Here is a 24958-nt window from a genome sequence, read left to right as displayed (position 1 = left end):
CCGCCCCCGCAGCAGTGTTCCCGCCGCTGCCTGCGCGGTTGCGGAACACCGGAGACCGGCACCTGCTGACCCGGACAGGGCAGGACACGGCGGTCGAGCGGCAGGCGTCGTGTCTCCCCGTCAGCAGCCGGGCCACCGGCCGGCGTTGACGCGCGCTCCCGGCCGAGCATGCTTCCCCCGGGCACCGCGGCGGTCAGCGGCCGGGGCGGGGGAGGGCGCTCAGCGCGGTCTCCAACGCGGCCAGCAGCGGCCGGGCCCCTATGACGCGGCAGTCTTCCACCGCCTCCCGGAGCACGGACCGGGCGGCCTGCGGATCGCCGGAGGCGAGCAGTGCCTCGGCCAGCGGCGGCACGGCCAGGGCGTGCACCAGCGGCTGCCCGGAGCGGCGCCCCACGTCGGCCGCCGCGCGCAGCTGACGCACCGCGGCCGCGGCGTCGCCGCGGTCCAGGGCGATCCGGCCGAGGCCGATTCGGGCGGCGCTCTGGCCGGCCAGGTCGCCCCAGTCCTCGGTGCGGGCGAGGATCTCACCGAACCCTGCGGCGGCTTCGTCCAGTCGGCCCAGCAGGCGTCGCGCCTCGGCCACCCAGCGCAGCATGCACAGGCGCGGCCACGCGGCGCCGCCGCGGACTGCCGCCTCCAGTGCCCGCGTGAACAGCTCCAGGACCCGGGCGGTCTCGCCGCGGGCCAGCAGGACCTGCCCGGTGCCGCGCAGCGCGTGCGCCAGCCCGTAGAAGTCGCCGGCCGCCTCGAACACGGCAGCGTTGTGGCGGCACCGCTGCAGCGCCTCGTCCAGCCGTCCCTGCATCCGGTCCAGGTAGGACAGCACCCAGCCTGCGTACGCCGCACCGTGCCCGTCGCCCACCGCGGTGAACAGCCGCTCGGCAGTCAGCAGCATGCCCCGGGCCTCCGCCCACTCCTCTCGGCAGGCACGGAGCCGGCCCAGTCCGGCCAGCATGAGGGCCTCGCCCCGGCGGTCGCCGGCGGCGCGGGCCGCGGCGAGGCCGGTCTGCTGCACCGCGTACCATCCGGCGAGGTCACTGCGCAGGTCGAACAGGTACTCGGCGGCGGCCGCCAGCTCCCAGCACGCCCGCGGGTCGACACGGGCGGCCTGGCGCACCGCGGCGACCAGGGCGTCCCGCTCTCCGGCCGGCCACCGCACCGGCTCCGCCCGCGGCAGCGCCCGCACCGCCGGATCCAGCACGGCCTCCTCCTGCCCCGGTACGGGCAGCCCGGGGTAGTCCACGCCCTGATGGGCCCGACGACCCTCCCGTACCAGGGCGAGCCAGTGCCCGATCACGCGGGGCACCACGGCCTCGGTCTCCCGACCACACGCCAGCTCGCGGGCGAAGGCCCGCACCAGGTCGTGCATCCGGTACCGCACGGCCCCCGACGCGTCCCGGCAGGCCACCTCCAGCAGATGCGCCGCCACGAGGCCGTCCACTTCCGCCTCCGCCCGGGCAAGGGGTTCGTCGAGGACTGCGGCGGCCGTCCAGGAGGCGTAGTCGAGGGCGGTGAGCAGCGCCAAGCCGCGCAACAGCCTCTTCGCGCGGGGCGACAGGCCCCGGTAGCTCAGCCGGAGCGCCGCCCGCACGTCGCTGCCGCCGTGGGCGAGCTCGTCCAGGCGGGCTTGCTCGTCGCCGAGCCGGTGCGCCAGCCAGCCGAGGTCGCGGTGGGGCGCCGCCGCCAGGCGGGCTCCGACGACCCGCAGCGCCAGCGGGAGGTTTCCGCACAGCCGCACCAGCCCGCGGGCCGCCGCGGGCTCCACCGCCACCCGGCCGCCCCCGGCCCACCGGTCCAGCAGCGTCAGGGCCGTGGCGTCGTCGAGCAGCGGTACGCCCAGTGCGAGGCGCACATCGAGCCCGGCGAGCCGGTGACGGCTGGTGACCAGCACCGCCGAGCCCGGCGCCGCGCCGGCGAGGAGCGGTCGTACCTGCGCCTCCCCGGCCGCGTCGTCCAGCACGACCAGCACCCGCCGCCCGGCCAGCAGGGTGCGGTAGAGCGCCGCGCGCTCCGAGGCGGACGCCGGCACGGCCGGACCGTCCACACCGAGCGCCCGCAGGAAAGCGGCCAGCACGTCCCCCGGGTCGCCGCCGTGCCCGTCGGCTCCGCGCAGATCCGCGAAGAGCTGCCCGTCGGGGAAGCGGTCCCTGAGCGCGTGCGCGGCATGCAGCGCCAGCGCGGTCTTCCCCACGCCAGCCTGCCCCCGTACCACGCACACCCCGCCGCCGGCCTCTTCGAGGGCTCGCACGAGACGGCTCACCTCCTCGCTGCGGCCGGCCAAAGCCACTGCTCCGGCGGGCAGTTGGGCGGGGGCCGGGCGGGGCTCCGTGGCGGACCGGGCCGACGGGGGCGAAGCAACTGCCGGCGCCGCGCCCCGAGGAGCGGGCGGGCCCAGCGACGGCGCGTCGGCGAGGACCGCCGCGTGCAGTTCCCGCAGCGCCGGCCCGGGGTCCAGGCCCGTGGCCTCCGCGAGCCGTGACCGGGCCTGCACGTACGCCTCCAATGCCTCACCTCGGCGGCCGCAGCGGTACAGAGCGAGCATCCGCAGCTCCACCAGCCGCTCCCGCAGCGGGTGTGCGGCGACCAGGGCGGCCAGCTCCGGAGCAGCCGCCGCGTGCCGACCGGCCTCCAGGTCGGCGGCCAGCCGCCGCTGGAGGCAGTCCAGTCTCTCCTCCTCCAGCCGGTCGGCCGCCGCCCGCAACACCCTGCCCTCCAGCCCCTCCAGCGCGGGCCCCCGCCACAACTCCAGGGCCTGCCCGTAGAGTGCGCGGGCGGTCTCCGAGCCGTCGGCGGCCTCCGCCGCCCGGCACAGCCGCCGGAACTCCGCCAGGTCGACCGCTGCCGCCCCTGTGTCCAGCCGGAACCCTGCCCCGGTACGGACCACCGCGCATCCCGCGCCGCCGTCGACGGCCGCCAGGCTCCTGCGCAGCCGGGCCGCGGTGTTCTGCACCTGCTCCCGCGCGGTGGCCGGCGGGTCATCCCAGACCGCGGCGGCCAGCCCTGCCGCCGGCACGACCCGCCCCGCGTCGAGGAGGAGCGCGGCCAGGAGACGGCGGGTGCGCGGCCCACCGCCCAGTTCCGCCGCGGAGCCGTCCACCGTGGCCCCGACCGGCCCCAGCTGCGTGAACCGCACGTCCATGAACCCCCCCCCCATGACGCAGTCGATGGCAGACCGGTGGCCCGGGGATGGGCCGCCGGTGGGCGCCGATCGTAGCCTCTGTCCACCCACCCGGAGCAGGGGCTGCGACCGCCCCGCACCGACCCGGGCGCCCCCTGACCACGCGCCACGGTCGCGGGGCCCCGCCCACCTGACGAAGGGACCTGCGCCTGATGCGTACCCCCCTGCATACTGCCGTCCGAGGGCTCGCGCTGTTCACCGCCGTGCTGCTCGGCTCCACACTCCACACGGCGCCGGCAGGCGCCGCCCGCGCGGCAGCTCCGCCTCCGGGGCCGGGCGTGGCCGTCGCGATGGGCGACAGCTTCATCTCCGGCGAGGCCGGCCGCTGGCTGGGCAACACCGACCGGTACGAGGGCGCCCGCAACGGCACCGACCGGGCCTGGACCGGCTCCGGCTACGACCCCTCCCGCGTCTACGGCGGCACCGCCGCCGTCGGCGGCTGCCACCGCTCCGACGTGTCCGAGATCGCCCTCGCCCCACTGGCCGGGTTCGACGAGCGCATCAACCTGGCCTGCTCAGGCGCCGAGACGGTGCACGTCCTGAGCGCCGCCCGAGGCGGACTGCCGCTGGCGGGCGAGGAACCGCAGACCGACCAGCTCGCCGGGGTCGCCCGGTCCCAGCGGGTCGCACTGATCGTGCTGTCCGTCGGCGGCAACGACCTCGGATTCGGCAGCATCATCGGCGACTGCGCGTACGACTGGTACTTCGCCCGGTTGTGCTGGAAAAAGCAGGACGCCGCGGTGCGGGAGAAGCTGCCGGCCGTGCAGGCCGAGGTCACCGCCGTCGTCGACGGCATCCGCGCCACCATGCGCGACGCGGGCTACGCCGACGCCGACTACCGGCTCGTCCTCCAGTCCTACCCCTCGCCCCTGCCCGGCGGTGAGTCCTTCCGGCTGCCGAAGAGGGACGCCGACCGCCTGTACAAGGACCGCTGCCCGTTCAACGACCGCGACGCCGACTGGGCCGCGTTCACCCTCGTCCCGCGGATCGGGGACATGCTCAAGGCGGTCGCCGCCGCCCGCGGCACCGAGTACCTCGACCTGCGCGATGCACTGGCGGGACACGAGGTGTGCGCGGCCGGCACCACCCAGGTGGGTGCTTCCGGGCCCGACGCCGCCCGGGCGGAGTGGTTCCGCTTCCTTGACCACCACGACACCCAGGGCACCCTGGAGGAGTCCCTGCACCCCAACGCCTACGGGCAGCGGGCCTTGGCCGCCTGCCTCGGACTCATGGCGGCGACCGCACCGGGACACTACCGCTGCGACCAGGACTGGTTCGGCGGCGGAGACCCCGGCCGGATGCGCATCACCCCCCTGAACTGATCGGGGACCCCGTTCCGCCGTCCCGTGAGTCGGCGCCCCGCAGCCGAGGTGCGGGGTGACGGCGCGGCCCGCCCACGCCGTCACCCGGCACGGCCGGACCCGCCGCGAGGGGCGCCCACGGGCCCGGAGGCCGCGGGCCGCCAGTCGGGCCCGGAGGGGCGGTGGGCCGCGTGCCGCGGGGGCGCCAGGGCGGTGGAGGAGTGCCGGACGGCGGCGTGGCGGCGCGGCTGCCCGTGAGCGCCTGCTGGTCCGCGAGGGCGAGGGCGAGTTCCCCGGCGATCGTGGGATGCAGCGGCGCCTCGGCGCCGGGGCCCTGCACGAAGGGTGCATCGCTGCACGACCCGTGCCCGTCGAAGTGCTGCGGGACGGCGGTGAAGCCGAAGTCGCGCGCGCCCTCGGACACCACGGAGTTGCGCCTGGCCAGCCACGAGCGCAGGACCCTGGCCTCCTGAGGCGTGATCCCTGCGGATGCCAGGCAGCCCACGTCGTTCCCGAACGGGCCGTGGTACTCGTTGACCAGCGCGGTCGGCCGACGCGGCAGCGCCGCCAGCTGACGGAGGAGCGCGTGGCAGTCGTGCGCGAAGGCGGCGAGCCGCTGTGGGCCGGTCGCGCGGGCCGCCGCCGACCCTTCGCGGCGGCGGCCTCCGCCCCCCTCCGGTCGCGGTGACGAGGAGACCCCCTCGACCACCGCCTACGGCGTCACGTCCGGCGGCGACGGGGTGCTGGACGCCCAGCCGGACGGCCCGCCCGGGCGCCACCCGGCACGGACCCTCCCGTCAGGCGTCGGCGAGGAGCGGGTCGTAGGGCGTGCTCGTGCGGCGGGCGGACATGAAGGCGAGGAAGTCCCCGACGAACGCGCTCCGGCCGCAGGCCCCGTCGCCGGCGGCGAGGTCGCGGTGGAAAGCGGTCCGGAACAGGGCCCGGTACTCGTCCGCGTCGATGGTGCCGCTGCCGTCCTTGTCGGTGACGTCGAAGAGCACCTCGGCGACGCGGATGAGAGCGGGCCCCGCGAGGGAGGGGACGGCCGCGGCGTACTCCTCGGCGCTGACGCGCCCGTCGCCGTCCGTGTCGAGGGCGGCCTGGAGCTCCCGCCACCAGGCGGCGAAGGCGTCGTAGAGCCGGGTCTCCTCCGGTTCGTCCAGGTCGAGGCGGGTGGACAGCTCACGGGCCATGGCGGCGAGGTCGGGCCAGTCGAGGTGGCCGTCGCCCGTCTGGTCCAGCACCTGCCGGAAGAACTCCTCCGCCGAGCGCCGGCCTTCGCCCCTGCCCGCGGTGTGCTCCGTGCCCGCCGTGGACGCCGGGTGCGGCTCGGGCGCGCCGCCCAGCGGGGTGAGGAGCCGCAGCAGGGCCGACGCCCGCTTGACGCGGTCCCGCAGGGCGGTGACGGACCGGAACCGTGGGTCGTCGCTTCCTTCCGGGAGCGAGAGGAGGTCGATGAGGGTCTCGGCGTCCAGCCAGCCCGCCGGCAGGAACCGGGCCAGTCCCGCGGCCACGTAGGCGCCCTGCATGAGGGTCTCCGTGCCGGGCGTCTCCGGCAGTCCGGCCCGGCGCCGGTACGCCTCCGGCAGGGAGGCGACGGTGATCGCACCGAGCACCGGACCGGCGACGGCCCGGCCCGCCGCCCACAGCGTCGGCGCGCCGTCGAACAGTGCCGGGGCGGGCAGGTGGTCGAAGAGCCGGAAGAGGATGACGCGGGCCGCCTCCGTGTTCTCCAGCTCACGCTCGACGACCCGGTCGAAGTACGGCCAGAAATCGTGCAGGTCCGCGGGGAGTTCCCCGGCGTCGCCGTCGAGCGCCGCCAGGAACGCGCGGTACTCCGCGTACATCTGCTCCATCGTCACCTGGTCGAGCGGCTGGCCGCTCAGCCGGCACATCGTGACCGCGCTCTCGAAGAGCGTGGCGACCACCCACGCCCGGGTCGCCCGGTCCATCGCGTCATAGGCCCGGCCCCGGGCGTCGGAGCCGCTCATGCGGGCGTGCAGCCGGTTCAGCCGGGCGGCCTCCCGCTCCCGGACGGCGGGGTCGGTGTGGAACATGCGCCGCATGCTGAGGAAGGTGTTGCGAAGCCTGCGCCAAGGGTGCGTGACGAAGGTGGAGTTGTCGACGAGGGCGGCGCCGATCTGCGGGTGGGCCGCCTCCAGAACGGTCGCGCGCACCAGGGCGAGCGCCCAGCGCGGGTCGTCGAAGAACCCCTGGAACTGCGAGTCCGGTCCGAACAGGGGCGTCTCGTGGGTGGTGTGCGCGGCGTCCGCACTGGTCGTGCCGTTCGCTGCGGTCGTCATCGCTGGTCTCCGTTCGTCGGGTGCGGCAGCCCGCCGAAGCGGCGGTCGCGGCGCCGGTAGGTGTGCAGGCAGGCGAGGAAGTCGGCGGCCCGGAAGTCGGGCCAGAGCACGTCGGGGAAGACCCACTCGGCGTAGGCCACCTTCCACAGCATGAAGTTCGAGATCCGCTGCTCCCCCGAGGTGCGGATCACGAGGTCCACATCCGGGGTGTCGGGGAACGGCAGGTGCTCCGCGAAGAGCCCTTCCGTCACGTCGTCGGCGGGGGTGCCGCTGCGGATGAGGGAGCGGGCGGCCTCCACGATGTCCCGGCGCCCGCCGTGGTCGAAGGCCACGGTCAGGGTCATCTGCCGGTTGCCCGAGGTCAGCGTCGCCAGGTCGTCGAAGTCCTGGGCCAGCTCCCGGGGGATGCGCGGGTCGGCCACGCCGAGGAAGCGGCAGCGGATGCCGCGGGCGAGCAGCAGCGGCGCGTGCTTCCGCACGACCCGCCGGACCAGGCGCATCAGGTAGTCGACCTCCGCGCCGGGCCGGTTCCAGTTCTCGGTGGAGAAGGCGTACAGGCTGAGCCACTCCACCCCGGCGGACCGGGCCGCCTCGATGATGTCGATGACGGTGGCCTCGGCGGCCTGGTGGCCCGCCGTACGCGGCAGTGAACGCCGCTGCGCCCAGCGGCCGTTGCCGTCCATCACGCACGCCACGTGGCGGGGGACCGCGCGCCCTGCCCCGTCACCCCGTTCCGCCCCGTCGCTCCGGGCCGCCCCGATACCGTGCGGCTCCCCACCCGGCCGTAACCGGTCCGCGGCCACGGTGCTTCCTACACCCGGGCCGTTGCCGTCCTCCGCTCCCGGAGCCGCGTCGCCCGGAGCCGTAGGACCGGTCCTGCCGCGCTCGGTCACGCCCACCCTGCTTCCCCCGCCTCAGCCTCGCCCGCGCCCCCGCCGGCGCGCCGCCTGCCCGGATTCTGGCAGCATGGAGAGGAGCCGGCGGGCCGATACGGGGCTCCTGTCACCCTTGGTGCGTACGTCCGAGTCGATGTTCGGCCACGCCCGGGACAGCGCTCTCGCCCGACTCATCCGACTGTCCGACTCATCCGGCTCGTCCGACTCGGCCGGGACGGACCGGCCGTGGCGACGGGCCGCGGGCGGCGGTTCAGCCGGCGGGGCCGCCGGGCAGGGGCTGCTCCGTCCAGATGACCTTGCCGCCCCGGGTGTAGCGGGTGCCCCAGCGCCGGGCGAGCTGGGCGACGATGAACAGGCCGCGTCCGCCCTCGTCCGTGGTGCGGGCGTGCCGCAGCCGCGGCGCCGTGCTGCTGGCGTCGGTCACCTCGCAGATCAGGGTGCGGTCACGGATGACGCGCAGGCAGACCGGGCCGCTCGCGTGGCGGATGGCGTTGGTGACCAGCTCGCTGACGATCAGTTCCGTGGTGAACGACAGCTCGTCCATGCCCCAGGCCGTCACCTGTTCGGAGGCCAGGTTGCGGGCCCGGGCGACGGCCGCCGGATCGACCGGCAGCTCCCAGGACGCCACCTGCTCCGAGCCCAGGACGTGCGTCCTGGCCAGCAGCAGTGCCACGTCGTCGGACGGCGGACCCGTCAGCAGGGCGTCGATGACGCGGCCGCCGGTCTCCTCCAGGCTCGCCCCCGGCCTGGCGAGTCCGCCGACCAGCCGGGACAGGCCCACGTCGACGTCCCGGTCGCACGCCTCGATCAGGCCGTCGGTGTACAGCGCGATGACACTGCCCTCGGCGAGCTCCAGCTCCACCGACTCGAAGGGCAGCGATCCCAGGCCCAGCGGCGGCCCCGCGGGCAGGTCCACGAAGTCCACGGACCCGTCGGGGGCGGCGACCACGGGCGGCATGTGGCCCGCCCGGGCCAGCGTGCAGTGCCGGCCGACCGGGTCGTACACCGCGTACAGGCACGTCGCTCCCAGGAGGGTGCCGCCCGCCTCCTGCTCCCCGGCACCCGCGGCCTCGCCGCCGTCGTGCGTCTCCACGAGCCCGATGACCAGATCGTCCAGGCGGGCCAGCAACTCGTCCGGCGGCAGGTCCAGATGGGCGAGCGTGCGCACCGCGGTACGCAGGCGTCCCATCGTCGCCGCGGCGTTCATGCCGTGGCCGACCACGTCCCCGACGACGAGGGCCACCCGCGTCCCGGACAGCGGGATCACGTCGAACCAGTCGCCGCCCACCCCACTCGGCGCGTCCGCCGGGTAGTACCACGACGCCACCTCCAGCGCGGACCCGCCCGCGACCTCCTGCGGCAGCAGGTAGCGCTGCATCGAGCGTGCCGCGTGGCGCTCCCGGTTGAAGCGGCGCGCGTTGTCGAGGGACAGCGCGGCCCGGGAGACGAGCTCCTCCGCGAGGCGCACGTCGTCCTCCTCGTACGGGCCCAGGCGCCGGGACCGGACGAACACGGCCGCGCCGAGGGTGACGCCCCGGGCCTTCACCGGGACCGCCATCACCGCGGCGCCTCCGAACCCGTCCAGAACGGCACTCAGCGCCGGGTCCCCGGCCACCGGGCCGCCGGCCGCGTCCTCCACCAGGGTCCTGCCCTCCAGCAGGCAGCGTGCCACCGGAGACGACGGCCCCCGGATCACGGCCTCGCCCGCCGCCGGGTCCGCGGCGGGCCCCTCCCCCCGTACGGACGCCCGCCCCGCCCTGCCCAGTGCCGGGGTGCCGCCCACCGGACCGGGTGGGGGCTCCTCGCCGCTCAGGACGGGTTCCAGGAGGTCGACGGCCGCGTAGTCCGCGAAGCGCGGCACGGTGTCGTCGGCGAGCTCCTGCGCGGTCAGCGCCACGTCCAGGGTGCGGCCGATCCGGGCGCCGGCCTCGCTCAGCAGCGCCAGCCGCTCCTGGGCGCGCCAGCGCTCCGTGACGTCGATGAGCATGTACCAGATCCCCACGTACCGGCCGTGCCGGTCCTGCATGCCGAAGAACGACGCCGAGTACGCGCGCTTCCTGCGCGGGTCCTCGTAGTCGGGGCCGAGGAACTCGAAGTCCAGCACGGGGGAGCCCGTCTCCAGGACCCTCCGCATCCGGTCCTCGAACGCCTGGGACTCCTCCTCGGGCAGCACCTCGCGCACCTGGCGGCCCAGTCGCCGCTCCAGCGGCAGCAGGCGCTCCAGCAGGTCGTTCACCCACACGTACCGCAGGTCGGTGTCCAGGACCGCCATGCCCACCGGCGCGTGCGCGAGGAACGGCGCCAGCATCAGGCGGCTCGCGCCACCGCCCGGCATCCGCCAGAAGGCACGCTGCGGCGGGCGACCCACGAACCGGCCGAAGACCAGGGCGGCGACGGTGGCGACGACCACGCCCGGCACCATCTCGTAGATGCCCGACTCCAGCGGCCCGAGCAGCGGGTTGAGCTCCTCCCAGAACAGCACCGTGGCCGCGCCCGACACGATGCCGGCCATGGCCCCCGCCCACGTCATGCGCGGCCAGTACAGCGACAGCAGCACGACGGGACCGAAGGCGGCCCCGAAGCCCGCCCAGGCGTAGGCCACGATGCCGAGGAGGCCGTCGCCGCGCAGGGCGATCGCGCAGGCGATCAGCGTCACCGCCAGCACCGAGCCGCGCCCCGCCCACACCAGGGCCCTGTCCGACGCCTCCCGTTTCAGGAACGCCCGGTAGAAGTCCTCGGTGAGCGCCACGGACGACACGAGGAGCTGGCTGTCCGCGGTCGAGATCACCGCGGCGAGGACGGCGATCAGGAACACGCCTGCCACCCACGGATCGAGCAAGGTCCGGCTCAGGGCGAGGTACACCGTCTCCGGGTTGTCGAGCGGGGCGCCGAACCCGGCGATCCCGACCAGCCCGACCAGCGTCGCCCCGGCGAGTACGGCCAGCACCCACGCCGTGCCGATGCGCCGTGCCGCGGGGATGGCCCGGGTGCTGCGGATGCCCATGAAGCGGGCCAGGATGTGCGGCTGACCGAAGTATCCGAGGCCCCAGGCGAGCAGGGAGACGATGGCGACGGCGCCCAGCGGGCCGCCCGAGGACCAGCCGCCGTCCCCGAGGACCGCCTGGGAGCCCGGGTCCAGCAGGGCGGGCGACCTGACGTCCAGCGCGTCGCCCAGCGCGTCGAAGCCACCGACGGCCCGCACCCCGACCACGGGCAGCACCAGCAGGGCGAGCAGCATCAGCAGGCCCTGCAGCACATGGGTGTGGCTCACGGCGAGGAAACCGCCGAGACACGAGTAGATCGCGATGACCAGGGCGGTCAGGACCACCGCCAGGGCGAAATCGACGTCGAACACGTACTCGAACAGCAGTCCGCCGGCCACCAGGCCGCTGGCGAGGTACACCGTGAAGAACGCGACGGTGACCGCCGCGGACACCGTCCGCAGCAGCCGGGTGCGGTCCTCGAACCGCTCCTCCAGGTACGCCGAGAGGCTCACCGCGTTCCCGGCCCGCTCCGTGTAGGTGCGCAGCCGGGGCGCGACGAACCGCCAGTTGAGGTACGTGCCGACCGCCAGACCCACGGCGATCCAGCCGGCGCCGATGCCGGCCGCGTACACCGCCCCGGGGAGCGCGAGGAACAGCCAGCCCGACATGTCGCTCGCCCCGGCCGACAGGGCGGCCACCGGAGCGCTGAGACGGCGCCCGCCCAGGGCGAAGTCGTTGAAGGTCCGCGTCCGCGTGTACGCCCACACGCCGACGCCGATCATGGCGCCCACGTAGAGGACGAACGTGACGAGGATCGGCGCGCTCAGGTCGAACATGGCCGCCTCGCCGGGACGACGGGTGCGCCGCGCTCACCGCGCCCCCCACGGGGGCCCGGCCGCGGCCGGGCGCACGGGCCGGCGTCCCCGCCCGGGGGCGGGGCGGGAGCAGGGGCAGCCGGCACCGCTCGCAGTTGCCCGGCCGTACGCCCGCCCCGGCGGCATCGGGGCGCGGTGGGCGGGCCGGCACGGCCGGACCGGCGCAGGCAGCTCATGGGGCGTCTCCGGCGCTTTCGTCCGCCGCGCCGCCGAGCCGGTCGACGACGAGCATCGCCACGTCGTCGGCCAGCCGGCCTCCCGTGTGGCGGGTCAGCGCCAGGTGCAGCGCCTCAAGGAACTGCGGCGGCGTGCACGTCGTCCGCACCGCCTCCACGGCCTCGGACACCGGGAAGAACCGGCTGGCCGCGTCCCGGGCCTCGTTCACCCCGTCCGTGTGCAGCAGCAGCCGGTCACCGGGCGCGAACGCGTAACTGTCGGGCTCGACCGGCGGCACGGCGACGAGGTCCTCCAGGCCCAGGGGCGGCAAGGGGCAGGCGGGCAGCAGCTCCCGGGCGGTGCCCAGGCTCAGCAGCAGCGGCGGCGGGTGGCCGCGGTTGACCACGTGTACCACGTGGCCGTCCGGCACCTGCGCCAGCAACGCGGTGACGAAGCTCTCGGCGTCGTCCTCGTTCCCCGTCCCGGCGGAGTCCGCGGCGGTGCCCTCCCGGCGGAGGGCCGCGGCGCAGTGGTTCATGACCTCGACGAGATCGTCCTCGTAGTGGGCGGCCTCCCGGAACGCGCCCAGCACCGCCGCCGCCGCGCGCACGGCCGGCAGGCCCTTGCCGCGGACGTCGCCCACGATCATCCTGACCCCGAAGCGGGTGTGCACCGCCTCGTACAGGTCGCCGCCGATCTGCGCGCCGCTCTCCGCCGCGAGGTACACGCTGGCGGCCTCCAACGAGCCCAGCCGCTGCGGTACGGGCCGGAGGATCACCTCCTGCGCCGCCACGGCGATCCGGCGGACCTGGTCCAGTTCGCTCTGCCGGCGCGCCCGCACGGTGCTGCTCGTGGTCACGCTCGCCACGGACACCACGAACAGCCCCAGCAGGTTGCTGTACACCTGCGTATCGCCCCACGAGCCGTGCAGCGAAGCGCTGATCACGGTGACGGACAGCGCGGCGGCTGCGGCGGACAGGGTGCCCCGCGGCCCCATCGTCAGCGACGCCAGTGCCGGCATCGCCGTGAGGAGCGGACCGGTGTACAGAAAGTGCGCGGGTGACAGCTCGATGCCCAGCCCGAGCAGGACGATCGCGAAGGGCACGACCTGCGCGAGTCGGAAGAGCACGGGGCTGTGACCGTCCGCTGCCGCCGGGGCGGTGGAGCGGATGAGCGACCGCATGCGTTCAGCCTGCCTCGCCGGCGCGGGGGTTTCCAGTCGTCGGGGAGGGAAGGGACCCTCGGCCCGGCCGGTCGTCCCGGCGTGCCCTCCCGCGCCGCCGGTCCGGGGCGGGCACGGGCGCCCCGGGAGCGGTCCGCCGCTCCGGGATGCGCTGTCCGCGGGCGGCTGCTTCGCTGGTGGTGCGTCGCCGTGCCGCCCCGAAGAGCACGGCAGGTCCGGGAGGAGTGGCCAGGCCATGAGCGATGCGAGGATTCCCGACGAGTTCCGGGGCCGGCTCCAGCACATGCGGGAGAAGGCGCAGGAGCTGGACCAGGCCGCGGAGCGCGCTGACGACGCGCAAGAGCGCGACCGGTTGAAGGAGAAGGCCCAGCGGCTGCGGGCCCGGAGCGAGCAGGAGAGCGGCATGGCGGCGGGGGACATCGAACCCCTCCCGTAGCCGCACTCCACCGCGTCGGCCGGTCGCGCCCCGCCGCGCGCCCGGCCGGCGCGGCGTCGCCGCAAGCCCCCGGCCGGGTACGGACAGGGGGGCAGTGGAGCGCCGCCCCGCCGCCTCCCCGGTGCCCGGCAGGGCTTCTCTGCCCGCCCGCGCGGTGACGGGTGCGCTGGTGCCCGGCAGGGCGTGCCGTTGCGGGCCGCCCGTGACGGGAGGCCCGGCCCGCCGCGCACCGGCGTCACGGTGCGGGCCACGGCGTGGTGCCCGGTGACGCCGCCGCGGACAGCGGCTGCTCCGTCCAGATCGTCTTGCCGTCCCGGCCGTACCGGGTGCCCCAGCGTTCCGTGAGCTGGGCGATCAGGAAGAGACCGCGGCCGCCCTCGTCGGTGCTCCGCGCCCGGCGCAGGTGCGGCGCCGTGCTGCTGGTGTCGGACACCTCGCAGATCAGGACCCGGTCGCGGATGAGGCGCAGGGTGATGGGCCCCTCGCCGTACCGGAAGGCGTTCGTGACCAGCTCGCTGACGATGAGCTCCGTGGTGAAGGCCATGTCGGCGAGGTCCCACCGGGCCAGCTGCGACGCCGTCAGCGAGCGCGCGTCCGCGGGTGCGGTGTCCGCCATCGGCAGCTGCCACGTGGCCACCTGCTCCGCGGGCAGCACGCGGGTGCGGGAGAGGAGCAGCGCCGCGTCGTCGGCGACCTCGTCCGTCGCGTGGTCGTGCAGCAGCCTGTCCTCCACCCCCGCGCAGACCTCCTCCAGCGGCCGGGCCGCACCGGCCAGCGCCCCGCGCAGGTCCTCCAGGCTTTCGTCGACGTCCCGGGTGCGTGCGTGGACGAGGCCGTCGGTGTACAGCGCGAGGACGCTTCCCTCGGCCAGGGTCAGTTCGGCGGACTCGAACGGCAGCCCGCCGAGGCCGAGCGGCGGCCCCGCCGGCAGGTCGAGGAACCGGACCGCCCCGTCCGGCTCCACCACTGCGGGCGGAGGGTGGCCGGCGCGGGCCAGGGCGCAGTGGCGCGAGACCGGGTCGTAGACCGCGTACAGGCAGGTGGCTCCCACCACCTGCGGGGAGGGCGCGCCGCCCGGTTCCGCCCCGCCCGCGGGTTCCTGCTCGGCGGCCAGCCGGTCCACCAGGTCGTCGAGGTGGGAGAGGACCTCGTCGGGTGTCAGGTCCAGGTGCGCGAGGGTGTGGACGGCGGTGCGGAGGCGGCCCATCGTCGCCGCCGCGTGGATGCCGTGGCCGACGACGTCGCCGACCACGAGGGCGACCCGCAGCCCGGACAGCGGGATCACGTCGAACCAGTCGCCGCCGACTCCGGAGGCGGCGTCGGCCGGCAGGTAGCGGTGCGCGACCTCGACCGCCGGGTGCCGGGGCACGTCGTGCGGCAGCAGGCTGTGCTGGAGGGTGAGCGCCGCGTCGTGCTGCTGCGTGTAGCGCCGGGCGTTGTCGATGCAGACGGCCGCGCGGGAGGCGAACTCCTCGGCCACCTTGACATCGTCCTTCTCGAACGGTTCGAGCCGCCGGGACCGCCACAGGCTGAGCAGCCCCAGGACGAGCCCGCGGGCCACCAGCGGGACCACCATCAGGGTGTGGGTCGCCGGGTCCAGGGCGGGTTCGGTCGCGGAGGGGTCCGGGGCTCCTCCCGCGGATGCGGTGCCTTCACCGGGCCCGCCGGCCACTGCCGGCGCGGTCCTGGCCGCTGCCCCCGGCGCCGCCCGCCGTCCGGCGGCCGCTTCCCCCTGGGCGGGTCCTCCGGCCGCCGGCGGTGTCCCGCCCCGCGTGGTGGCGCCTCGCCGGTCGGTGCCGTCCCGGGCGGCGGTGCTCCTCCACCTCGTGGCTCCGGGGCGGCCCTCGGCACCGTCCGTACCGGTGGCGTCCCGTGAGCCGGCCCGGACTCCCGTGCCGGCATCGACGGGGCGGCCGGGCGCACCGCCCGTACCGGCCGTGGCTCCGGGAGCCCCTGTGGTCCCCTCCGGCCGGCCGGGTCCGTCCGGTGCGCCGGTCCCGTGCGGGCGGGTGTCGAGGAAGGGGCGCCGCTCGGCCAGGCACCACGCCTGCGGGCTGTCCGGAGGCACCGGCACCCGGTGGCCCGCCGGGTACATGGCGCCCGGCCCGCCGGGCGGGTCCGGCGGCGTGCACCGCACCGCCGCCCGGTGGATGCCGGCAGGCAGCCGCCGCCCCGGTTCCTCCCCCCGGACGACCTGCTCCAGCAGGTCCACGGAGGCGCAGTCGGCGAGCCCGGGAGCCGCCACCTCGGCGAGCTCCCGCGCCGTCCTCGCCACGTCCAGCGTGGTCCCGATGCGGGCACCGGCCTCGTTGAGGAGGGCGAGCCGGTAACGGGCCCGGTACCGCTCGGTCACGTCCTCGATGGTCTGGGTGACGCCCAGGACCCGCCCCGCGGGGTCCTCCATGCGGAACGCCGAGACCGACACGACCAGTTCACGGGTCGGGTCGTGGGCCAGCCGGCAGGGCTGCTCGGTGGAGATGGACGACCGGCCCGTCTCCAGCACCTCGCGCAGCTGCCGCTCCACGGTCTCGGTGTCCTGCGGCACCACGTACAGGCCGATGCGCTGCCCCCGGTGCTGCTCGACCGGTATCCGGCTGAAGTTCGCGACGGCCCGGTTCACCCGCAGGATGGACAGGTCGGTGGCGTGCACCGAGAGGCCGATGGGGGAGCGGCGGAACAGCCCGTCGAGGACGGACCTGTCCGTCTCCCACTGCACCACCTCCGCCGCGGGCGCGCCGACGAGGAACCACTCGCAGGGCGGGTCGCCGTCCCGCGTGATGGGCCGCACCCGGCAGCCGAGGTCCACCCGCCCGCCGTCACGGCGGCGGACCGGCACGATCCCGAACCACCCCGCGTCGCGCACGCACACCGACACCGCCTCCATGACGACGTCGTAGTCGGCCGGGTCGACGAGGAAGCCGACCGAGGACCGCCCCAGTGCCTCCTGCGCGGGGTAGCCGAGGAGAGCGTGCGCCTGCTCGCTCCAGCCGACGACGCGTCCCCGGCCGTCCAGGACCGCCGACGCCGCGTGCCGCACGGAGAACGGGTCCTCCGGGCTCTCGTTGAACGTCGTCATGGGCTCGTCCATCGAGGTGCTCCTTCCTCCGTCCCGGCGGGGCCTTCGGCCGGGCAACGCCCGCGGGTGGCCGTAGGCGTCCGGGAGGGGTCGGGTGCGGGCGGGCCGGGTGGACCGGCCGTCCTGGCGAGGAGTACGGCCACGTCGTCCTGCGCCGCGGCGGGCAGCATGCGGCCCAGGACACCGTCGCAGATGTCGTCCAGCGGGCGGTCGAGGTCCCGCAGGGCCCGGGAGAGCCGTTGCAGCCCCTCGTCCCAGTCCCGGTCGCGGGCCTCGACGAGACCGTCGGTGTACAGCACGAGCAGGCAGTTGGACGGCAGGTCGATCCGCTCCGCCGTGAAGTGGTGGCCGCCCGTGCCCAGCGGCGTCCCCGGGGAGCCGTCGACGTAGGTGACGCGCCCCTCGGCGTGGACCACCGCCGGTGGGGGGTGGCCGGCCCTGGCGACCACACAGCTGCCGGCGGCCGGGTCGTGGACCGCGTAGACGCAGGTCGCCATCTCGTCCTCGCCGAGGTCCGCCACGGCCGCGTCGAGGGCGGTCAGCAACGCGGCCGGCGGCAGGTCCTGGCGGGCCAGCGTCCGCACGGCCGTGCGCAACTGCCCCATGACGGCCGCGGCGTGGATGCCGTGCCCCATGACGTCCCCGATGACCAGTCCGGTCCTGCCGCCCGGGAGCGGGATGACGTCGAACCAGTCCCCGCCCACCTCGTGGTCGCTGGCGGGGAGGTACCGGCCGGCCAACTCCAGGCCGGCCACCTCCGGCAGGGCCCCGGTGGCCAGGCTGCGTTGCAGGGTGAGGGCGGCCTCCCGCTGCGCGGTGTACAGGCGGGCGTTGTCGATGTTGAGGGCGGCGCGGGCGGCGAGCTCGTCGATGACCACGTGGTCCTGCGCGTCGAACGGCTCCCGCCTGCGGGTCCGGGTCACCACCACGGCCCCCAGCACGGTGCCGCGCGCCACCAGCGGCACCAGCCGCGCGCAGCCGACCTGCTCCCGCAGGTACGCGCGCAGCCGCTCGCTGGCGGGGCCGCTGAACAGCGCCGGAATGTCCGCCAGGTACAGGTTCATGGGCCGGCCCTCCGCGATGACCCGCTCGTACACCGATCCCAGCGGGACCTGGTACGTCAGCCCGACCGCCAGGTCCTCCGTGGGCAGCGCGGGGTACCGGAACTCGGCGGCCACGCGGCGCACCACACCCCTGGTGGACGCGGTGGTCTCGTCGGGGTGCAGGACCGCCTCCAGCAACTGCACGTCGGCCGAGTCGCCCAGCCGGGGCACGAGGACCTCCACGACCTCCTCCGCGGTGCGGCGCAGGTCCAGCGTCGTCCCGATGCGCGTCGCGGCCTCGGCCAGCAGGGCGAAGCGCTGCCGCGCCCGCTCCGCCTCGGCCTGCGCCTCCTGCTTCTCGGTGACGTCGATGAGGGAGGCGATCACGCCGAGCCTCCTTCCCGACCCGTCGAGGAGCGGGGCGTAGGAGCACGACCACGTGCGGTCGTGGTCGGGGTCGGCGGGGGTCCTGCCCGTGCGCCGGACGTCGACCATCGGTTCACCCCGGTCGAGTACCCGCTGCATGGCCCTCTCCAGCACGTCGGCGTTGACCCCGGGGGCGACCTCGGTCAGGCGCCTGCCCAGGTGGGCCTCGGCGGGGACCCCGTTCATCCGCGCGAGTGCGTCGTTGACGCGGAGGAAGCGCAGGTCGGGGCCGAGGGTGGCGAGTCCGATGGGCGACTGGGTGAACAGCCCCTCCAGGGCCGCCAGGGCGTCCCTCATGGCCCCTACGGCGGAGGTCTCCACGGCGACGGTCAGCAGGCCCGTGCCGCCCTGCGGGTCGGCCACCGGGGAGATCCACATCTCCATCGGCACGGGACGGCCGTCGCGGTGCCGCACGCTCAGCGTCCCGACGACCGACTGGCCCGCCAGGGCCCGCCGTGCGAGCCGTTCGGCCAGCGGCCGGTCGGTTCCGGTGATCAGGCGGGAGAGCACCTCCTGGCCGAGCACGGAGTCTGGCGGGTGACCGAGCACAGCACCGGCGGCCGGTGACCATTCGACGACCCGGCCGTCGGCGTCCGTCCGCCACAGCGCGATCGGCAGCAGCTCCCGCAGCACGCTCGCGCGCCCCGCCGCCGGGCCGGGCGGCCGGTTCCGTACCTCGCTCGTCGACTCGTGTCCGTCCAACGCGGCGCCCTAACCCCGGGGCCTAGCGCCCTGGCAAGGAAGCTCACCGTGGTGAAGCTGCTCATCCACCAGCGTATCCGAGCCGTCCGGGAGGGCCATCGGAGCGCCGCCAGGCCCCGACGGAGCGGTCAGGCGCCGGGGGCGGCGCACCGCCGGACCGTGCGGTGGCCACACCGGACCGCCTCCACCCCGGCGCGAACCCCGTCCGACGGCGCCGGCGCGCCGACCCCGGCGAGACCCCGCGGGTCGGGGGCGTGTGGTCGACCCGGAGGAGCGCTTCCGGTACGCGGCGCGGGAGTCCGCGGGGCCGGGGTGCACCGGGTCGATGAGGAGGAGCGGCGGGCGGCCCGGCGGCGCGGCCGGGCTACCGGCCGGCCTCCCGGTCCGCGCGGAGCAGCTCGTACTCGACCTCGCCGTGCTCGGACCCCTCGATGGGGTCCGGCCAGTCCTCGGTGAAGTGGCGGAGGCAGGACAGGCCGCACTTCTCCATCACGCGCCGGGACCGCGTGTTCACCGCCATGGTGGTGGCGGTGACGCGGTCCACGCCGAGCTCACCGAAGCCTTTGCCGATCAGGGCGCGCGAGCCCTCCGTGGCGTAGCCCCGGCCCCAGGACGCCCGCGTCAGGCGGTAGCCGAGCTCGACGGCGGTGGCGTCGCGGTCGTCCAGGGGCCGGAACTCGAACCAGCCGACGAAGGCCCCGCCCTGCTTCTCCTCGGCGGCCCAGTAACTTCGGCCACCGAGCTCGGGACCGTCGCGCAGCAGTGCGGGCATGGTCTGCTCCAGGACCGTCGCGCGGCTCGTCGGCCGGCCCCCGTTGATGAAACGCATGACGTCGGGGTCGTTGTGGAGCGCGTAGACGTGCGCGGCGTCGGCGTCGGTGAAGGGGCGCAGGACGAGGCGCCCGGTCTCCAGGAAGGTCCGCATGCCGGCCAGTCTCGGTGGCGGAGCCGGACGGCGCCATCGAATTGGCGCGCCCCGCCTCCGGGGAACGTGCCGTGGTGCAGGGGCCCGGGGGAGGCGCCAGGCCGGTTCGGTCAGGGGGCGGGTGTCCCGTGCGAGGTGCCCGGTCGGCCCTGCTCCCTGTGCGGCGGTATCGGTCACCCGGACGGCGCAGTCCGGTGCGGCGGCGCAGCCGCGGCCGCCCGATGCTGGGGGCATGAGCCCGCGAGACACCCACAGGTCCGGAAGCGGCGGCCGGAAGCGCGGCGGCCGAGCTCCGGCGATGACACCGTCCCGGATCACGGCGGCCGTCCTCGCCGTCCTCGCCGTCGTGCTGATCGTCGAGAACACCCGCGAGGTGGAGATCAGGCTGCTGATCCCCGTCGTCACCATGCCGCTCTACCTGGCGCTGCTCATCATGTTCGTGATCGGCGGCCTGTGCGGGGCACTGCTCATCCGCGGCCGGGGCCGGTGACGCACCCGCCCGCGGCGGTACGCGCGGGGGAGGGCGGCGGCACGCGGGAGAAGACGGACGCGCCCGCCCCTGACCGAGGGCGGGCGCGTACGCGGCGGGCGGCGGGTCAGACCGCGGGGGCCGGGTAGGTCGGGTACTCCACACCGGAGACGTGCTGGACGACCCGGATGACCTGGCACGAGTAGCCGAACTCGTTGTCGTACCAGAGGTAGAGGATCGCGTTGTCGCCGTCGACCTTGGTGGCGCCGGCGTCGACGATCGACGCGTGGCGGGAGCCGATGAAGTCGCTGGAGACCGCGTCGGGGGCGGTGGTGAAGTCGATCTGGCGCTTCAGCGGCGAGGTCAGCGACACGTTGCGGAGGTAGTCGAGGACCTCCTCGCGCGTGGTCTCACGGCCGAGCCGGAGGCTGAGGATCGCGATCGAGACGTCCGGCACGGGGACGCGGATCGAGCTGCCGGTGATGGGCGCCTTGAGGCCGGGCAGCGCCTTGGCGACGGCGGAGGCCGCACCGGTCTCGGTGATGACCATGTTGAGCGGCGCGGAGCGGCCGCGGCGGTCGGCCTTGTGGTAGTTGTCCAGCAGGTTCTGGTCGTTGGTGAACGAGTGGACGGTCTCCACGTGGCCGCGCAGCACGCCGAACTCGTCGTCCATCGCCTTCAGCGGCGGCACGATCGCGTTGGTGGTGCAGGAGGCGCAGGACAGCACCTGCTCGTCCGGCTTGATCGTGTCGTGGTTCACGCCGTGGACGATGTTCGGCACGTCGCCCTTGCCCGGGGCGGTGAGGACGACCTTGTCCACGCCGGGGCGCAGGTGCTTCGACAGGCCCTCGCGGTCCCGCCACCTGCCCGTGTTGTCGATGAGGATGGCGTCCTTGATGCCGTACGCCGTGTAGTCGACCTCCGACGGGTCGTTGGCGTAGATCACCTTGATGGTGTTGCCGTTGGCGACGATCGTGCTGTTCGCCTCGTCGACGGTGATCGTGCCGTTGAACTGGCCGTGGATCGAGTCGCGGCGCAGCAGGGAGGCGCGCTTGACGATGTCCTGGTCGCCGCCGCGGCGGACGACGATGGCGCGCAGCCGCAGGCCGTTGCCGGAGCCGGCCTTCTCGATCAGGAGGCGGGCGACGAGCCGCCCGATGCGTCCGAAGCCGTAGAGGACCACGTCGCGCGGCTCGCGGCGCTCGATCTTGTCGGCGCCGGTGGCGCCGGCGACGGCCTCGGCGGTGAACTCGTCGACCGAGAGGCCCCGGTCGTCGGCCTTGTAGGTCGCGGCGAGCATGCCGATGTCGATCTGGGACGGTCCGAGGTCCAGGGCGGTGAGCGCCTGGAGGAACGGCATCGTCTCGGTGACGGAGAGCTCCTCGCCCGCTATCTGCCGGGCGAACCGGTGGGTCTTGAGGATGCTGACCACCGATTTGTTCACCAGGGAGCGGCTGTGCAGCAGGACGGTCACGTCCCGCTCCCGGTGCAGCTTCCCGATGATCGGAATCATCGACTCCGCGATCTCCTCGCGGTTCTTCCAGATGGTGAACGAGTCGTCGTTGACAGTCACAACCGTATCTTTCGAGCTAGGAGGCGCTCATATGCTAACCCCCCGCTTCCGCCCCCCTTCAGGGGGCCTCCGGGGCGGCGACACCGGATCAGGGCGATCCCCTGCAGAACGGATCCTCGCCCCCCACGCCGCTGCCCGGCGGCCCCACGGCGGGGGAGGCCGCGCCGCAGGCGGGGACAGGCACCGCGGCGGAGCGGCCCAGGGTCGGCGGGGCCGTGCGCGACACGGCGACGGGAAGGCCGTGAGGGGCCGTGAGAAGGCAGCCGGAGAAGCGACGAACCACCGCCCGCCGACGGCCGGGCGCCGAGGCGGACGGGCAGGCCACGCCACCGACGGCGGGTGGGCGCGACGGCGCTGCACCGGCGGCATCCGGGCGAGCGGAGCGCCGCCGGGGAGGGGCCGTCGCGCAGGAGGGGCGGTCCGGCGGAACCCCCGTTCCCGCCGGAGCGCGCACCGGGCGGTACGGTGCCCGAAGGCGGCCGCCCTCGCGCCGCGCCCGGACCGGCAGGCCGACGAGCCCCGTCACGGGCACGCCGACCCCGTACGCCCTTCCCCCGCCCCCGTGGATCAGTGATCGGAGCCTACGTGCGGGGGAGCGGGGCCGGGCGGGGCCCGTGACGGACTGCCGTAAAAGTACGGAGACCGGAGCGCCCGATCACGCAGGGCCGGCCGTGAGCGGAGCGAGCACCGCCCCGCCCGCCAGGCCCAGCAGCACGGAGGCGGCCGCCGCGGCGTACGCGGTCCCGGCGCACCACGCGTCGGGACGCGCCACGGCCTGCACGGGAGGTCCGGCCGCGGCGGGCCGGAAGAGCGGGCCGAGCCAGCGCAGGTAGTAGAACAGCGACGCGACGGTGTTGGCGACGGCGAGCGCGGCGAGCCACGCGTAGCCGCCGTCCACCGCCGCCCCGAAGACCAGCAGCTTGCCGAGGAAGACCCCGGTGGGCGGCGTGCCCACCAGGCCGAGCAGGCACACCACGAGCACCGCCGCGAGCAGGGGGCTCCGCCCGGCGAGGCCGCGGTAGTCCTCCAGGATCCGCGCCCGGGGCAGCGCCGCGACCACGGCGAACGCGCCGAGGTTCGTCACGGCGTACGCCCCCAGGTAGAACAGCAGCGCCGTCCGGGCCTGCCCGCTGCGCCCGGCCATCGCCACGGCCACCAGCAGGTAGCCGGCCTGGCTGATCGCGGAGTACGCGAGCAGCCGCCGCACCGACGTCTGGAAGAACGCCGCCAGGTTGCCCAGCGTCATCGAGGCGGCGGCCAGCACGGCCACCAGCGCCGTCCAGTCCACACCGGTCGCCGACGCCGGCAGGGCGTCGTGCAGCACTCGGTACGCGGCGATCAGGCCGCCGGCCTTCGGCAGCGTGGTCACGTACGCGGCCACAGCGGGCGGCGCCCCCTCGGCGGTGTCGGGCAGCCAGAAGTGCCCCGGCACGCCGCCCGCCTTGAACAGCAGCCCGGCCAGTACCGCGACGAGCCCGACCGCGACCGGCCCGTACGGCGCGTCCCCCAGCGTCCCGCGCAGCTCCCGGTACGCGGTGGACCCGCCGGCCCCGTACAGGACCGCCGCCCCGGCCAGCATCACGACCCCCAGCAGCGCGCCCATCAGGTAGTACTTCAGGGCCGCCTCGGTGCCCGGCGCGTCCTTGGCGAACCCGGCCAGGGCGTAGGCGGGCACGCTCGCGAGCAGGTAGCCGGCGAACAGCGTCAGCAGGTCCCCCGCGCCCACCATGGTGAGGGTGCCGAGGCCGCTGAGGAGCAGCAGCACGGTGTACTCGCTCTCGCGCCGGTCGCCGCGCACCGCGCCCGCCGACATGGCCAGCACGAGGAGCAGCGCCCCGAGGACGACGACCCGGCCGGCGCCGGTCGCCGTGTCCGCGGTGAACGCGGCGGAGAACGCCGTACGGACCCCGTCGGAGGCCGCGGCGCCCGCACCGGACTCCCCGGGCCCGGCGGTCGCCGCCGCCCCCGTCGGCCAGGCGGCGACCGCCGCGACGAGACCCGCCGTGCAGGCGAGCGCCGCCAGCGCGCCGACGGCCCACTGCCGGTGGCGCGGTAGCCACGAGCCGGCGAGCAGGCCCGTCACGGCGGCTCCCGCGAGGGCCATCTCGGGAAGCAGGACGGCCAGGTCCCCGGTCACCGGGCGACCAGCCCCACGAGGGCGCGGCCCGCCGGCTCGATGACGTCCAGGAGGAAGCGCGGGGCGACCCCGATGACCAGTGCGGCCAGCAGCAGCGGCCCCACTGCGGCCGTTTCCGCGGCGGCCAGATCGCGGAAGCCGCCCGTGCGCACCCCGCCGGGCAGCCGCGCGGGCCCCAGCAGCATGCAGCCCAGGGCCCGCAGGAACAGCGCCGCCGTCAGCAGGATCCCCGTCAGGGCGATCGCCGTCGCCACCGCCTGCGACGCCAGACTGCCGGCGAAGATCTGGAACTCCGCGACGAACCCGGAGAACCCCGGGATGCCGAGACTGGCGAAGGCGCCGACCGCGGTCAGCGCGGCGAACCGCGGCGCCGGGCCGGCCAGGCCCCCGTACGCGTCGATGGCGTACGTCCCGGCCCGGTCGTAGAGCACCCCGGACAGCAGGAACAGCGCGCCGGTCAGCAGTCCGTGACTGACCATCTGCGTCACGGCGCCCGTCACGGCCAGCGACCGCGCCTGGGCGTCGGTGCCGGCGAGGACCCCGGCCGCGCCGACGGCGAGCACGACGTACCCCATGTGGTTGACGGACGTGTACGCCACCATGCGCTTGAAGTCGGTCTGCGCGAGCGCCACCAGCGCCCCGTACACGGCCGACACGGCACCGACCACGATGAACACCAGCGCGTACCGGCGCCAGCTCCCCGGCAGCAGCGGCATCGCGATCCGCACGAAGCCGTACGTCCCCATCTTCAGCAGCACCCCCGCCAGGATCGCCGACCCGGCGGCCGGTGCCTCCGTGTGCGCGGGCGGCAGCCACGTGTGGAACGGCACCGTCGGCGTCTTGACCGCCAACCCGAAGCCCAGCGCCAGCAGCACCAGACCCGCGTACGCCCCGCGGCCGGCCAGCGGGTCGGCCCGGGCCAGGTCGGCCATGTCGAAGGTGTGCGGCTCGGCGGCCAGGTACATGCCGATGAACCCCAGCAGCAGCGCGAGGGAACCGGTGAACGTGTACAGGAAGAACTTCAGCGCCGCCGCCCGTGTGACGTGCAGCCGGTCCAGCGCGAGGCCGTCCCGGTCGTCCCCGACCTCGGCCATCGGCCGCCCGGCAGGAGCCTCCCCGTGGCCGTGGTGCCCCGGGTGGCCGCTGCGTCCCTCCGGCGTGTCGCCGCCGTGGCCGTTCCCCCGGCCGCCGCCGTCCGAGGAGCCGCGTCCGTCGTGGCCGGTGCCGTCACCGGTCTCTTCGCGGCCGCCCCGCCCGCCGCTTCCGCTGCTGCCGTCGCCGCCTTGGCCCGGACC

At 75.5% G+C, this 24958-nt stretch carries 15 protein-coding genes; 3 read left to right on the top strand and 12 right to left on the bottom strand.

The annotated features are described in order from the left end of the window. Positions 1 to 193: 193 nt before the first annotated feature. The gene (locus BJP40_RS28490; protein ID WP_071283286.1) at positions 194 to 3154 is read right to left on the bottom strand and encodes a BTAD domain-containing putative transcriptional regulator; all 2961 of its coding nucleotides are present in this window, start codon (positions 3152 to 3154) and stop codon (positions 194 to 196) included. A 176-nt stretch (positions 3155 to 3330) separates the two neighbouring features. On the opposite strand from BJP40_RS28490, the gene BJP40_RS28485 reads away from it, so the two are divergent. Further along, entirely contained in the window at positions 3331 to 4500 is a 1170-nt protein-coding gene (locus BJP40_RS28485; protein ID WP_071283285.1) for a GDSL-type esterase/lipase family protein, read from the top strand. Here BJP40_RS28485 and BJP40_RS28480 read toward each other — a convergent pair. From BJP40_RS28480 to BJP40_RS28460, 5 genes are all read right to left on the bottom strand, one after another. Further along, complete coding sequence (locus BJP40_RS28480) at positions 4484 to 5188, bottom strand: hypothetical protein (RefSeq protein WP_071283284.1); 705 nt, start codon at positions 5186 to 5188, stop codon at positions 4484 to 4486. The genes BJP40_RS28485 and BJP40_RS28480 overlap by 17 nt on opposite strands. Positions 5189 to 5276: 88 nt before the next feature. After that, positions 5277 to 6782 carry an oxygenase MpaB family protein gene (locus BJP40_RS28475; RefSeq protein ID WP_071283283.1) on the bottom strand — a complete coding sequence of 502 codons (1506 nt, stop codon included), beginning with the start codon at positions 6780 to 6782 and terminating at the stop codon, positions 5277 to 5279. Continuing rightward, positions 6779 to 7465, bottom strand: coding sequence for a polyprenyl diphosphate synthase (uppS, locus tag BJP40_RS28470; protein ID WP_071283282.1), 687 nt, complete (start codon positions 7463 to 7465; stop codon positions 6779 to 6781). Before uppS ends, BJP40_RS28475 begins: the two co-directional genes overlap by 4 nt. Positions 7466 to 7928: 463 nt before the next feature. Beyond that, a complete protein-coding gene (putP, locus tag BJP40_RS28465) occupies positions 7929 to 11498 on the bottom strand; it encodes a sodium/proline symporter PutP (RefSeq protein WP_071283281.1) in 3570 nt (1189 codons plus the stop codon). 211 nt (positions 11499 to 11709) lie between these two features. Next, a complete protein-coding gene (locus BJP40_RS28460; RefSeq protein ID WP_071267816.1) occupies positions 11710 to 12876 on the bottom strand; it encodes a PP2C family protein-serine/threonine phosphatase in 1167 nt (388 codons plus the stop codon). A 235-nt stretch (positions 12877 to 13111) separates the two neighbouring features. On the opposite strand from BJP40_RS28460, the gene BJP40_RS28455 reads away from it, so the two are divergent. Next, entirely contained in the window at positions 13112 to 13312 is a 201-nt protein-coding gene (locus BJP40_RS28455) for a DUF6381 family protein (protein WP_071283280.1), read from the top strand. A gap of 235 nt (positions 13313 to 13547) precedes the next feature. Here BJP40_RS28455 and BJP40_RS36000 read toward each other — a convergent pair whose 3' ends face one another. The 3 genes from BJP40_RS36000 to BJP40_RS28440 all read right to left on the bottom strand — a co-directional run bounded on the left by BJP40_RS36000 (position 13548) and on the right by BJP40_RS28440 (position 19484). Then, positions 13548 to 16400: a SpoIIE family protein phosphatase gene (locus BJP40_RS36000; RefSeq protein ID WP_226962346.1), complete on the bottom strand. Its 2853-nt coding sequence runs from the start codon at positions 16398 to 16400 to the stop codon at positions 13548 to 13550. Continuing rightward, on the bottom strand, positions 16385 to 18559 hold the full coding sequence (locus BJP40_RS28445; protein WP_079169146.1) for a SpoIIE family protein phosphatase: 2175 nt from the start codon (positions 18557 to 18559) through the stop codon (positions 16385 to 16387). The genes BJP40_RS36000 and BJP40_RS28445 overlap by 16 nt, the downstream gene beginning before the upstream one ends. A 364-nt stretch (positions 18560 to 18923) precedes the next feature. Next, entirely contained in the window at positions 18924 to 19484 is a 561-nt protein-coding gene (locus BJP40_RS28440; RefSeq protein ID WP_071267812.1) for a GNAT family N-acetyltransferase, read from the bottom strand. 232 nt (positions 19485 to 19716) lie between these two features. Here BJP40_RS28440 and BJP40_RS28435 point away from each other — a divergent pair, with 232 nt between their 5' ends. After that, entirely contained in the window at positions 19717 to 19974 is a 258-nt protein-coding gene (locus BJP40_RS28435; RefSeq protein WP_071267810.1) for a LapA family protein, read from the top strand. Positions 19975 to 20080: 106 nt separating this feature from the next. Here BJP40_RS28435 and BJP40_RS28430 read toward each other — a convergent pair whose 3' ends face one another. From BJP40_RS28430 to BJP40_RS28420, 3 genes are all read right to left on the bottom strand, one after another. Continuing rightward, positions 20081 to 21526, bottom strand: coding sequence for a glyceraldehyde-3-phosphate dehydrogenase (locus tag BJP40_RS28430; RefSeq protein ID WP_071269421.1), 1446 nt, complete (start codon positions 21524 to 21526; stop codon positions 20081 to 20083). A gap of 655 nt (positions 21527 to 22181) precedes the next feature. Beyond that, positions 22182 to 23630 (bottom strand): NADH-quinone oxidoreductase subunit N, encoded by a 1449-nt coding sequence (locus tag BJP40_RS28425; protein ID WP_071283301.1) that lies wholly within the window; start codon positions 23628 to 23630, stop codon positions 22182 to 22184. Positions 23631 to 23659: 29 nt separating this feature from the next. Beyond that, the coding region (locus tag BJP40_RS28420; RefSeq protein WP_256220835.1) for a NuoM family protein at positions 23660 to 24958 on the bottom strand (1299 nt) is incomplete at its 5' end.

This window comes from Streptomyces sp. CC53 (assembly GCF_001865245.1).
GTDB lineage: Bacteria > Actinomycetota > Actinomycetes > Streptomycetales > Streptomycetaceae > Streptomyces.
Note: the sequence above shows the minus strand (reverse complement) of the source record. Positions and strands in the feature narration are given on the sequence as shown.

Coding starts and splice junctions, on each gene's coding strand:
- BJP40_RS28490 (WP_071283286.1), bottom strand. CDS start 3,154: ATGGGGGGGGGGTTCATGGACGTGCGGTTCACGCAGCTGGGGCCGGTC.
- BJP40_RS28485 (WP_071283285.1), top strand. CDS start 3,331: ATGCGTACCCCCCTGCATACTGCCGTCCGAGGGCTCGCGCTGTTCACC.
- BJP40_RS28475 (WP_071283283.1), bottom strand. CDS start 6,782: ATGACGACCGCAGCGAACGGCACGACCAGTGCGGACGCCGCGCACACC.
- uppS (WP_071283282.1), bottom strand. CDS start 7,465: ATGGACGGCAACGGCCGCTGGGCGCAGCGGCGTTCACTGCCGCGTACG.
- putP (WP_071283281.1), bottom strand. CDS start 11,498: ATGTTCGACCTGAGCGCGCCGATCCTCGTCACGTTCGTCCTCTACGTG.
- BJP40_RS28460 (WP_071267816.1), bottom strand. CDS start 12,876: ATGCGGTCGCTCATCCGCTCCACCGCCCCGGCGGCAGCGGACGGTCAC.
- BJP40_RS28455 (WP_071283280.1), top strand. CDS start 13,112: ATGAGCGATGCGAGGATTCCCGACGAGTTCCGGGGCCGGCTCCAGCAC.
- BJP40_RS36000 (WP_226962346.1), bottom strand. CDS start 16,400: ATGGACGAGCCCATGACGACGTTCAACGAGAGCCCGGAGGACCCGTTC.
- BJP40_RS28440 (WP_071267812.1), bottom strand. CDS start 19,484: ATGCGGACCTTCCTGGAGACCGGGCGCCTCGTCCTGCGCCCCTTCACC.
- BJP40_RS28435 (WP_071267810.1), top strand. CDS start 19,717: ATGAGCCCGCGAGACACCCACAGGTCCGGAAGCGGCGGCCGGAAGCGC.
- BJP40_RS28425 (WP_071283301.1), bottom strand. CDS start 23,630: ATGGCCCTCGCGGGAGCCGCCGTGACGGGCCTGCTCGCCGGCTCGTGG.